The sequence below is a fragment of the Priestia sp. GS2 genome (assembly GCF_036409025.1).
Taxonomy (GTDB): Bacteria; Bacillota; Bacilli; order Bacillales; family Bacillaceae_H; genus Priestia; species Priestia aryabhattai_A.
Genome location: NZ_JAZGJX010000001.1, coordinates 955,895 through 967,565, shown reverse-complemented (window position 1 = coordinate 967,565; position 11,671 = coordinate 955,895). Strand labels below are relative to the sequence as shown.

The following is an 11,671-nucleotide window of genomic DNA, read 5'->3' as shown; positions in this document are numbered from 1 at the left end:
TTTCATTGTATCTATTTCGACATTGTTCGTCAAGACTTTTTTAGGGTCTTTGGCCAATTCTTTCAATATGGAGCGTAATATAGCCAAGTTCAGAAGGTGGAAAATTTATATCATATTCAGCTTTTAGAAATGCTCCAATTTTTAAAGCACATGTGTAAGCACGCTTGTACTTAGTTTGCAGCATGTTCAGCATTTCTTCATCCATTGAATGAAAAGGCTCATCTTCAGCAATTCGATTTAGCGCAAAGCGCAAATGAGTGAGTAATCGCTGGTAGGAAATGCTCTCTTCATCAATTTTGAGCTCAAGTTCTTCTTTAATAATCTCAATCATTTCGTTAATGATTGTTGTATTCATCATTACCTGTTCCATATTGGATGTATGCAGTTTAGCTGTATGAATATGAAGAGCGATATAGCCCGCTTCATCAATTGGCATTTGAACTTTTAAACGTTTGGAAACTTGTTCAATCGCCCACACACCAATATCATATTCTGGACGATACAGTGCTTTAATTTCATGTAACAGTTTATTTTGAATGACAATTCCTCGAGATAACCTTTCAATTGCGAATGATAAGTGATCACTTAAAGCAATATGAACATGATCACTAAGCGTAACGCCTAGTTGCTGTTCTGCATATGAAATAATTTCTTCTGCTACTTGAATATGCTCTTCAGGTAAGCTTTTTAATATTTCCTGAAATTTTTCATTTTCTTCTTTCATCACAAAAACTTTTTCAACTTTGGCTTTATTTAAAATATCATTTTTACTTTTTTGAAAGGCAATTCCCGGCCCCATTACAATCTTTTCAATTTTCCCTTCTTTTACAACAGCTGCATTGTTGTTTAGTACTTTAAATATTTTCAACCGGTTATTCCTCCTCAGCAGGAAGAAGGTGACAAATTTATTTCATTGTCACTTTCGCACATTGAGTTTGTCCTTTTTGAACATCGCCACTTGCTACAATTTCAAATGAATCTGCTGCATCGCTATTTGTAATGACAACAGGCGTAATTATGCTTTTCGCTTTTTCTGTTACTAATGGTAAATCAAAAGTAATAAGAGGTGTACCTACTTCTACTTTATCGCCTGCTTGAATATGCGCTTCAAAGCCTTCCCCTTCCATTGCTACTGTTTCCAGTCCAATATGTATAAGTACTTCTGTACCTGCTTCTGTTTTTAATCCAACAGCATGCTTCGTGTGGAATAATTGAACTACTTCTCCTGCCACTGGAGATACTACTTGTCCATCCGTTGGTTCAATAGCAAATCCATCGCCCATCATTTTTTGAGAAAACACCGGGTCTGGAACCTGCTCTAATGGAAGAATTTTCCCAGTCATTGGTGCTGTTACTACTGTTTCTTTAGATTTTGTCTTACCGCCAAAAAGTTTTTTAAACATGTCAATCACCTTTCCTTTATCATTTTATTGGTAGCATACCCCTTTATTAACTTTGAAAAACGCAACTTTATTAAGAAGAACCTTCTTCCTATGTCCCCAAAATCTGTATATAAGACTCCCCTTATTACATTAGGATATTGAGATAAATATGTTCATTATTTAAACATGCCTACGATATATTGTAAATAAAAAAGTTCTTCAACTGGAATAATATTGAATTTAATTTAACTTACTGAAATAAAAAAAGAGTAGGATAGTTACCATACTCTTTTTTCACTGCTTATTAAAATGTCTTCGCCACGTTTTTTGCTTTTTCTATTGCATTAGTTAAAATTTGATCTGCTTCTGCTGGTGTATAAGCCATACCTTCTGCAACAACTAAATCAACATCTTGAATGCCAATAAAGCTCATAACAGTGCGGAAGTATTTCTGTGTAAATTCAAGTTCTGCAGCCGGGCCTTCGCTATAAATACCACCGCGTGCTTCTAATAGGGCTACTTTCTTTCCAGTAGCTAATCCAACAGGTCCGCTTTCAGTGTACTTGAACGTTTTTCCCGCAATTAGAATGTTATCAATGTATGCTTTCATAAGTGGTGGGAAGCTTAAATTCCACATCGGTGCTGAAAAAATTACTTTATCAGCTTGTAAGAACTGCTCTAATAGTGCTCCCATACGCTCAACTTTTACTGCTTCATCTGCTGTTAGTTCTTGATTTGCTCCTGCTTTCCCCCAAGCGCTTAACACATCAGAATCAATTAAAGGAACGCCTTCTTTATAAAGATCGACTGTTGTTACTGTATCACTTGGATTCACTGTTTGATACTCATCTAAAAATGCTTTAGCCAATCTTGTTGAGAAGGCAGCTTCATCAACTTGTGGATTTACTTTTACATACAATACGTTTGCCATAGTTCTCATCTCCTGTTTACCTTTAAATGATTTATCTTTATTTCGAGATTTTTGATTGATTAATTATCTCGGATTCAAGATATATTATATGATTCTATTTTCTAATCGTCAACCGTTTGAATAAGTTTTTTATTTTATGTAATTACTGTTCTTATTCAAAGAGTAACAGAAGAATTTTCTTTATTGTCTACATAGTAAAGAAGAGCGTTACGAATGTAACGCTCTTCTTTTTAATAACACTGAAATTCATTCACTCGATCTAAGTCAATTCCAGCATATATCCAGTTAAATCCAGTCCAGCGATATCCTGCTACCGATTTACGACCAACATATGTTGGATAAAACCAATATGAACGCCCGCCTTTTGCCCAAATATAAGTATACTTATATAGACAACCTGCTATTGACCCAGGATCTACTGCATAAAGAGATGGCCCTCCTGAAGAAGCTAATTGAGGTGTAAAAGCTGGCGGTGGACCTGTTGGTGGACCACTCTGGCCAGAAGATGGAGGAAACCCTGGTGCGCCCCCTTGGCCTGGTGGTGGTGGCGGTGGTGGTAAAAAACTCCCTCCCTGTCCTGGTGGTCTCGGTGGAAAACCTTGCCCTCCCTGTCCAGGAAATATAATTTGAAAGCGGGGATCATAATAATATCGATACATATATATTCTCCTTTCCAATGTGCATGTAAATTACTATATGCTTCACTTTTTGAATAGGTGAATATCCACAAACTAGGTTTTTCGAGTAGGGTCATATTGCGGCATGTAGCGCTCAATAAATTGATATACAAAAAAGATTAAAACAAAGATTGGGGTTAACACAAGAGGGTGTTGAATACAACGCTTAACAAAAACTGATTCAAACATAGGAATTTCTTTTAAAATTTTAAAAAGAGCCTGGCTGCTTCCTACTAGAGAGATTAGAATAAAGATTGCCCATAAAAATTCACTGCTATATGACCAAAAGACGTGGATTGTATAAAAACTGAAACTAGCAATAGTACCGCTAACAACACTACCTATAATTGTTTTCACCGTGAAAGGAATTGCAATAAACCACCCTACCCCTATACCAGCACAAGCAGCGCAAACACTTGAGAACATAAGCGTTTCTTCCACCAATACAAACATCGTAAAAGCAGTTATAAAGCTTGTACTCATTGCTGTATATACGGCAGCTAAATTACCAGCTTTTGTTGATATATAACCATGGTGACACACGGTATAGTAACAAGAACACCAAATAAATAAGCCTACAAGAACCACGCCCCAAACCATAAGCTAATCCTCCTTTTTCTCTATTATATAAGACGCTTTTTCACTCAATTTTCATTTTTATCTATTAAATTTACTAGTAATTAGTAATTAATTAAATTATCTCTTTATATAGTAATCTCTATGATAAGGTTGCTAGATTTAGTCCTATCTACCTTAAAAATCTAGCAAAAAGGTGGAAAAGACAAAATGTTATCGTTTGACCTATTTATATTGTAGAATGATTCATGTATAATAAGAGGCTGTATGATATTATCTTCATCGTAGTGAAGATATCTCCTGTGGTTGAGCACTAGTATGCCACAGTAAGAATATAATTAGATTCGATATTGACAGGTGAATAATATGGGTGAAAATCAACGAAATGTTAGTAGATTTGACTGGAATTTAGCTTTTCTTCTCTTTCTTTTTTTCTGCGTAAGTATTACTGCTATTAATAGTGCACAAACTATTGGACAATATGATTCAAACTTTGTTATTAAACAAGTTGCTTTCTACGTAATTGGAACAGTGATTATTGCATTTGTAATGCGACTAGATTCTGATCAATTACAAAAACTCTCTTGGGTCTTCTATGGTTTTGGAAACTTCCTTCTAATTTTCTTGATTATTGCACCGAGCAGTATTGCTCGAGAAATTAACGGTGCAAAAAGTTGGTTTACACTACCTGGCTTTTCATTTCAACCTTCTGAGTTTGTAAAAGTTTTTTTGATTATTGTATTAAGTAACATTATTGTCAAGCACAATGAAAAATATCGCATTCGCACGATACGTGAAGACCTTTTATTACTAGCCAAAATGGGTGCAACACTAGGATTCCCTTTACTGCTTGTGATGCAGCAACCGGATTTGGGAACAGCACTTGTTTTATTAGCAATTTTTGTAGGTCTGGTCTTTGTATCAGGAGTAACCTGGAAACTAATTGTTCCAGCTTTTTTAGGGCTTGGTTCAATCGGTGCTGGCATTCTTGCACTAGTAATTTATGCTCCCGACTTCCTTGAAAAATACTTAGGTGTTAAGCAGTATCAGTTTGGTCGAATTTATGCATGGCTAGACCCGACGACTTACAGTACAGGTGAAGCATATCACTTAGTAAAATCACTGAATGCTATCGGTTCGGGTATGGTTAACGGAAAAGGTCCGGGAAATGGCGTTGTTTATATTCCAGAAAGTCAAACGGACTTTATCTTTGCTGTAATAGGTGAAGAGTTCGGTTTTATAGGAGGAAGTATCGTTATCAGCTTATTTTTCCTTCTTATTTATTACTTAATTAAGCTTGGATTAGAAACAAAAAATGAATTTAACTCTTATTTATGCGTAGGTGTCATTACGATGATTACCTTCCACGTCTTCCAAAATATTGGTATGACAATCCAAGTTTTGCCAATAACCGGTATTCCTCTACCATTTATTTCTTACGGAGGTAGCTCCTTAATGGGAAGTATGTTTGCCATTGGATTAATGTTTGGAATATCTTGGCACCAAAAACGTTATATGTTTGGTACAGAGTAAAACAAAAAGAGCGGTATAGACTCCGCTCTTTTTATTTTACTTAGATTCTGCTAAGCTTATAAATAAAACCGCTTACATTTTTTAATTTTACGAGGTGATTATAATGTTTGACTACCAATATCGTCGCAAAGCATATGATTTACTTCAAAAGAAACAACATAATTGTATAGTGGATTCGTCCTCGGTAACCTTGTCATTTTGGAAAAGCCTTCTCAATAAAATAAAGAGGTGATTAATCACCTCTTTATGCTATCTATATTGAAGATTCTAAGCCAATTCGCCCCATTGCTTTTTGGGTAGCGCTGTTCATCCCTTGTAATACTACCTTTTTATTATTACTTTCATATTTCCCTACCACTTTTGCCACGGCTAACATCGCAGATTGGTCCCAGACGTAAGAGTTTGAAAAATCGATTACGATTGTCATTTGCTCACCTTCGTAGTGAAATGCATTTACAAAAACTGTTGTTGTTGCAAAGAAAAGAGGACCGTTAACATAATAAACTATTCGATCAGACTCTTCTTCTTTTACTATGGTCAATCTCGCCATTTTCCACCCCAACACGACTGTACTAATGACAATACCAACCATAACTCCTAACGCTAAATTATGTGTAAGTAGTACTACAACAACCGTTGCAATCATAACAACAGAGTCCGATATAGGATACTTATGAATGTCTTTAACAGACTGCCAATCAAACGTCCCTACCGCTACCATAAACATGACGCCAACAAGCGCGGCCATTGGAATCTGCTTTACAACATCACCTAACACCATAATTAAAAATAATAAAAACACGCCTGCTATAAGTGTTGAAAGTCTTCCGCGCCCACCGGACTTTACGTTGATTACCGATTGTCCAATCATAGCACACCCTGCCATTCCACCGAATAGGCCTGTCACAATGTTGGCAAGTCCTTGTCCACGTGCTTCTTTATTTTTATTAGAATCCGTATCCGTCATATCATCTAAAACTGTGGCAGTTAGTAATGATTCTAACAAACCAACAATCGCTAACGGCAGTGAATAGGGTAAGATAATTAATAATGTTTGTAATGATAATTCTACTGCTGGAAAATGAAGAAATGGTAGTGTACGCGTAATCTCGCCCATATCTCCTACCGTTTTCAAACCAAACCCTCCACCAAAAATGGCTACGGCCGTCATAAATACAATTGCTACTAACGGTGCTGGAATTAGTTTGGTTACAAGAGGGAATACATACACAATTAATAATGTTCCTGCTACCATCGCGTACATAGCCCAGTTCGCACCTTTAAAATGCTGAAGCTGGGCGGTGAAAATTAAGATTCCTAACGCATTAACAAAACCAAACATAACCGTTTGTGGTAAAAATGATAAAAATCTTCCAACTTTCAAGATACCTAAAACAAGCTGAATAATTCCAGTTAGAATTGTCGCTGCAAACAAATACTCAACCCCATGATTTTTCACTAAATCAATCATTAAAAGAGCCATTGCACCAGTTGCTGCAGAAATCATTGCCGGTCGCCCTCCGGTAAATGCAATGACAATTGCCATACAAAAAGAAGCATATAGACCTACCATAGGATCTACTCCTGCAATAATTGAAAATGCAAGTGCTTCGGGAATTAATGCAAGAGCAACAGTCATTCCTGAGAGGATATCTCCTCGAACATTTGAAACCCACTGTTGCTTAATAGCTGCTACGTTCACTAAATCACCTCATAGTATATAGTAAATTGATTTTCGACTCTCACGAAAACCAAAGCCGGTTTGAACGTAGGTTATCGTACCATACCTTCTTTGAATTGAAAATATATTTTCACCATCATGTTGAACAATCTATCCCACTAAAAAAGAGCGCAACCTGCACGCTCTTTTTTTAGTGAAGTCCTTCTCATTAACGTCGAGGTGGAACTTCCGTATAATTTAATGAATAGCTGACTGGAATTAAGCCAAATAAATGTTGAAATCGAGGCGGGTTTTTCACCTCTAAGGTCAACATTGCAAGTAAAAATAATTTACTTAACATAAGAAATGCTACCATTAAAAATAGCTTCTTTTTTTGTTTCAACGAACCATCGCTTCTCCTCTTTTTAACATAAAAATAAGAACAAACGATTATGGTTACATCTTTTATTTCTAAATTAAACAATAAAAGACCTTCACCACTAATCGGTAAAGGTCTTGCTAGACATTGTTTCAATATGCCAATAAAGCCGGTAGATTTTTCTACGAGATGTCGACTTTATTTCAGGAAAGAACCTGACGCTACTCCCCTTTAAGGAATCTTATTTATAAAGATATTATAAGGAAGTTCTGAACGAAATTCAACTATTTATTACTCATTGATTGCTGCTTCTAGAGCAACAATAATCATATCATTAAATGTCGTTTGACGCTCTTCAGCTGTTGTTTCTTCACCTGTAAAGATGTGATCACTTACTGTTAAAACAGACAGCGCATTACGCCCATATTTAGCCGCTAATGTATAAAGTGCTGTTGTTTCCATCTCAACTGCCAGTACTCCGTGTGCAGCTAGCTTTTCTAACTGCCCATCTTCATTATAAAATTGATCAGAAGTGAAGACGTTCCCCACTTTTAAATGCAATCCTTTTTCAACCCCAGCGTCATATGCGCGCTTTAATAAATCAAAATTTGCCGTTGGCGCATAGTCAATAGGTCCAAATTTCACGCGATTCATTTGTGAATCACTTGATGAAGACATAGCTAAAATAACGTCACGAACTTTTACATCTTTTTGAATTGCTCCACAAGTTCCGACACGAATTAAGTTTTGAACACCATATTCACTCATTAACTCATTTACATAAATAGCAATAGATGGAACACCCATTCCTGTTCCTTGTACGGACACACGTTTTCCTTTATATGTTCCTGTAAAACCTAACATGCCACGAACTTCATTATAGCAAGTTACATCTTCTAGAAATGTTTCCGCAATGTATTTCGCACGAAGCGGATCTCCAGGGAGTAAGATCGTTTCTGCAATTTCACCTTTTTTTGCCCCAATATGTACACTCATCTTTGTACCTCCTATTGTGTAAAAATGTTACCTTTTCACTATAACATAATTTGTCGAATTCACTACTAATTTCTTTCTCTGCCTTTCATTATTCCAACATTTTTGCAGAACTATGTACTGAAAAAAATGGCTTAATGAAAAACGCTTTTCGAGGAAAAATACTGAAGAACACTACTTTTGAATAAATGAGGTGATCATATGGGCAAAAAACATCGTAATCGCATTAATTCACCAAAGAAAAACAATCACATTCCTCAAGAAGCTATTATTGCGGAGCAAGAGGCACATGGGGATGAATACACGGCAAACAAACGCAAAAATGGTCCCGGACACCATACGCGAGACTATTAATTTTTTCAGCAAAAAAGGCGGCCTTATGGGTCGCTTTGCTTTACCGAACGTGAAGTCGATTTACTCTTTGCCATCCATCCGTCCAAAGCTTATAGTAATACTTTCCTCGGGTGCCTTCATCAATTAATAAGATATCTCCTGTACTAATAAAGCGGGCATTGCATTCTTTTGGGAGATTGTCAGCAATGTTGAACTGTTGAAAGACTTTAACCGCTGCATCTTGATGGTCCAGAGCTTTGACCGTCAAACGATGAACTGGTTTATATCCTCTTTTTTCTCCTTTTTCTTCTGTCTGCATAATTGTAACGTCGTATTCTGTAATGATATTTAACTGCTTTTTTAAATTTGTCCACACATTCACATGTCTTCCCTCCAAACCTCAATATTCTATCCTGTACCCTATGTATAAATTAATACCATGTCATTTATATTAGCGATAGATAGATTAAAATCCTTCATTTCAAATACATGTTTTTATTTGTACTTTCTTTTATAATTAAACGACCTCAGCATAAAGTTCTCCAAAAAAGCATGGCGGACGCCATGCTTTTACTAGTGTATCATCTCAATAAAGTTAGTAGATAAAGGTTGGGCCCTAAATTAATAAAATGAAATATTTGTTAAAAACCTGTAATGGTATTATGTGGGGAACTGGTACCGTTTTAAAGATGAATACATAAGTTTATTATATAGCTGATACATACTAAGTGCCCAAGAGATGCCCAAAGCATAGCCAGCCAAAATATCTGTTAAATAATGAACCCCTAAATACATGCGGCTGAACCCAACTAAAAGGATTAGAAGGATAAGGCATAAAGAAGCGATTATTCTCACACTTTGCGTTCTTGTATATATGACCACAAGGCATAGAAGGCCAACGAAAAAAGCACTGGAATTCATAGCATGACCGCTTGGAAAGCTATAGTGTGATGCATCAACTAGCTGACTCCACTCTGGTCGGGGACGTTCAAATATTTCTTTTAACAGCCAATTTAACCCTCTAATCCCCCAAAAAACAAGGGTAATAAATAAGGCTGCCACTCCTTGACGCTTATACATTAACAGCATGACCAGAACAAGCCAGGTCGGCGCAGTAATATGCCATGATCCTAACGTTGTAATAAAAATAAAAAATGACGTTAGCCAGCTTGTCCTCCACTCAAAGATGGTATGTAATACATTATAATCCAGCTCTTTTACAACAGGTGTTTTATACGTCAGCATTAGAATTAAAAATAAAGCAAGTGCAATGCAGACTGTAACAATATATTGTCTTGGCGTTAACATGTTGTGCTCTCCTCCATTAAACGATAAGGAAAGAATGAATAAGAAGCATGCAAATACATGCTCCTTATGTAGTCGTTAGTCTTTTTTAGGCTGCTTATAGTGTTCAGGCTTTGGTGCTTGATTCATAACAAATTCATTCGAGAATTCCGGCTGTTGACGTGACGACTTTTTCATTCCTTTTTGATGTGTTTGATTACTTGTTTTATGAGACATGGTTTTCCCTCCCTTCCTCACACGTTTAATATGTGAAGAAGAAAGACAGACTATCCTAACTTATACGCTATATCTTGAAATAACTCGCTCTAGAGTCGCAGATAGCTGAGGAATCTCACTTTCAGATACTGTAATCCGTACAAGAGATTCATCAGCGTCCAATACCTCAAATAAAAAGCCGCCAAATCCTCGAGCTTTACGGTCAATTTCTAGCAATAGCTCATATTGGCTGTTTCCTACTGATTGGACAATTACCTCTACTTCGTCTAACTTTCCATAATAAGGGCCGTTGGCTGGAACAAATTCAAATTCTTGTACAAAAGGAAGTCTCTTTCGCATTCTTCTTGGTGCTTCTTCGCACTCCACTTGTCGAAGTCGAAATCCAAGGTCTTCCATTGATTTCATAACGCTTGTGACCATCAAATTGGGAAGAACTTTCACATAATCAATATCTGATGGGTCTACTGCATCTTTAATATCTAAACCTGTTGCTACCCATACTCGTGTTTTCCCAAGCGTAACAGGTGTATCATCAGGTAGTTGGAAAGTAAAAGGAATTTCTTTTTTTTCAGCTGGCTGAATAGTAAATGGCTCATTAACCTTGAATACATTAAGCTGTATATCCTGCTTGACCTTTTTATCATCTACTTCTTTTACGTATGATGTAAAAAGACGTAAATAAATTCGATCAATCCTCTGCTCAACATTTCCTCCATATACTTCTACAATTCCTTCAATTGTTTCACCTGCACGAAATTCATCGTTTACTAGCTTTGCATCTACTCTAGCAGCACCAATACCAATTCGAGCTAATATCTTATTAAATAAAGCCATTCATTCCATCCTCCCCATTTTTACGCTATATTACCAGTTTAAAGACTTCATATTTTTATCAACAAGAAACTGCAAATCCCCTTTGAGTTGCATTATATCTTTATAAAAGTCATCGGTTTGTAACATTTTGCGAATGATTGCTGTGAGCTCTGATGATAACAGAAGCTCTTCTTCCCAACTCTTCTCTTTTCTTGAAGTGGGCTTATAGTCTGAGTACAGCAAAAACAGTGCGAAGTGCCCTAAAGCGTATACATCACTTTGAACAGTTGTTCTTCTCATATACTGCTGTTCTGTTACTAAACCTTCTACTCGTTCATCATCTCCAATAAAACGTGCTAAACCAAAATCGATGATGTAAATAACATCACCAACCTTAAGAATGTTTGGAATTCGCAAGTCACGGTGAACAATTCCTTCATGATGAAGAAATTGAATCACTTCTATGACTTGTAGCAATATTTGAACTACATCTTTTTCTTTGTATTTATGATGATGTTCAAATATTAAATCTTCAAACGTCTTCCCGTTAATATAGTCCATTATAATAAAAAATCCAGCGCTACTTTCCTCTACGTCCAGTAGCCGAGGAACTTGTGGATGATCTATTCTTGCTAATATCTTTTTTTCATACTCAAAAGCGCGCCTGCCTTGCTCAAGCTTTTGTTTTGTTTTACGTAGCTGCTTCACTACTACTTGTGTTTCAAATTTTTGATCTTTAGCTAGGTATGTAATACCGTAGCTTCCCATTCCTAAAACACGGTCAATTTTATAACGATTCTTAATTAGTGTTCCTGGTCTTAAAGGGCGATCTATTAGAAATCGTTGAATCGATTTTAAAAAGTGTTTCATTTG

General features: G+C 36.3%; 15 protein-coding genes and 1 riboswitch. Of the genes, 2 read left to right on the top strand and 13 right to left on the bottom strand.

The window, feature by feature from the left end; genetic code table 11:
- Nucleotides 1–40: 40 nt before the first annotated feature.
- The 5 genes from V2145_RS04970 to V2145_RS04950 form a co-directional block, all read right to left on the bottom strand.
- Entirely contained in the window at nt 41–868 is an 828-nt protein-coding gene (locus V2145_RS04970) for a PRD domain-containing protein (RefSeq protein ID WP_094912015.1), read from the bottom strand.
- A 37-nt stretch (nt 869–905) separates the two neighbouring features.
- Nucleotides 906–1,403, bottom strand: a complete 498-nt coding sequence (locus tag V2145_RS04965; protein WP_094912014.1) for a PTS sugar transporter subunit IIA — start codon at nt 1,401–1,403, stop codon at nt 906–908.
- A gap of 283 nt (nt 1,404–1,686) precedes the next feature.
- A complete protein-coding gene (locus tag V2145_RS04960; RefSeq protein ID WP_094912013.1) occupies nt 1,687–2,313 on the bottom strand; it encodes an FMN-dependent NADH-azoreductase in 627 nt (208 codons plus the stop codon).
- A gap of 230 nt (nt 2,314–2,543) precedes the next feature.
- A complete protein-coding gene (locus tag V2145_RS04955) occupies nt 2,544–2,972 on the bottom strand; it encodes a transporter (protein ID WP_094912012.1) in 429 nt (142 codons plus the stop codon).
- 72 nt (nt 2,973–3,044) lie between these two features.
- The gene (locus V2145_RS04950) at nt 3,045–3,590 is read right to left on the bottom strand and encodes a hypothetical protein (protein ID WP_094912011.1); all 546 of its coding nucleotides are present in this window, start codon (nt 3,588–3,590) and stop codon (nt 3,045–3,047) included.
- A gap of 342 nt (nt 3,591–3,932) precedes the next feature.
- Between V2145_RS04950 and V2145_RS04945 the strand changes: the two genes are divergently transcribed.
- Nucleotides 3,933–5,099 carry an FtsW/RodA/SpoVE family cell cycle protein gene (locus V2145_RS04945; RefSeq protein ID WP_094912010.1) on the top strand — a complete coding sequence of 389 codons (1,167 nt, stop codon included), beginning with the start codon at nt 3,933–3,935 and terminating at the stop codon, nt 5,097–5,099.
- 253 nt (nt 5,100–5,352) lie between these two features.
- Here V2145_RS04945 and V2145_RS04940 read toward each other — a convergent pair whose 3' ends face one another.
- The 3 genes from V2145_RS04940 to deoD form a co-directional block, all read right to left on the bottom strand.
- Nucleotides 5,353–6,801, bottom strand: coding sequence for a SulP family inorganic anion transporter (locus V2145_RS04940; protein ID WP_330987373.1), 1,449 nt, complete (start codon nt 6,799–6,801; stop codon nt 5,353–5,355).
- Between the two features lie 187 nt (nt 6,802–6,988).
- A complete protein-coding gene (locus V2145_RS04935) occupies nt 6,989–7,162 on the bottom strand; it encodes a hypothetical protein (protein WP_179289259.1) in 174 nt (57 codons plus the stop codon).
- Nucleotides 7,163–7,219: 57 nt separating this feature from the next.
- A riboswitch (yybP-ykoY riboswitch) is annotated at nt 7,220–7,380 on the bottom strand.
- Between the two features lie 49 nt (nt 7,381–7,429).
- The gene (gene deoD, locus V2145_RS04930) at nt 7,430–8,134 is read right to left on the bottom strand and encodes a purine-nucleoside phosphorylase (protein WP_094912008.1); all 705 of its coding nucleotides are present in this window, start codon (nt 8,132–8,134) and stop codon (nt 7,430–7,432) included.
- A gap of 198 nt (nt 8,135–8,332) precedes the next feature.
- Between deoD and V2145_RS04925 the strand changes: the two genes are divergently transcribed.
- On the top strand, nt 8,333–8,485 hold the full coding sequence (locus V2145_RS04925; RefSeq protein ID WP_165932585.1) for a hypothetical protein: 153 nt from the start codon (nt 8,333–8,335) through the stop codon (nt 8,483–8,485).
- A 40-nt stretch (nt 8,486–8,525) separates the two neighbouring features.
- Here the strand turns inward: V2145_RS04925 and V2145_RS04920 are convergent, their stop codons facing one another.
- The 5 genes from V2145_RS04920 to V2145_RS04900 form a co-directional block, all read right to left on the bottom strand.
- Nucleotides 8,526–8,846: a hypothetical protein gene (locus V2145_RS04920; RefSeq protein WP_094912007.1), complete on the bottom strand. Its 321-nt coding sequence runs from the start codon at nt 8,844–8,846 to the stop codon at nt 8,526–8,528.
- Between the two features lie 278 nt (nt 8,847–9,124).
- Nucleotides 9,125–9,772, bottom strand: coding sequence for a phosphatase PAP2 family protein (locus V2145_RS04915; RefSeq protein WP_311857143.1), 648 nt, complete (start codon nt 9,770–9,772; stop codon nt 9,125–9,127).
- 75 nt (nt 9,773–9,847) lie between these two features.
- Nucleotides 9,848–9,985, bottom strand: a complete 138-nt coding sequence (locus tag V2145_RS04910) for a hypothetical protein (protein WP_179289258.1) — start codon at nt 9,983–9,985, stop codon at nt 9,848–9,850.
- A 60-nt stretch (nt 9,986–10,045) separates the two neighbouring features.
- Nucleotides 10,046–10,819, bottom strand: a complete 774-nt coding sequence (locus V2145_RS04905; RefSeq protein WP_094912005.1) for a sporulation protein — start codon at nt 10,817–10,819, stop codon at nt 10,046–10,048.
- A 30-nt stretch (nt 10,820–10,849) separates the two neighbouring features.
- Nucleotides 10,850–11,668 (bottom strand): serine/threonine protein kinase, encoded by an 819-nt coding sequence (locus V2145_RS04900; RefSeq protein WP_094912004.1) that lies wholly within the window; start codon nt 11,666–11,668, stop codon nt 10,850–10,852.
- Nucleotides 11,669–11,671 lie beyond the last annotated feature (3 nt).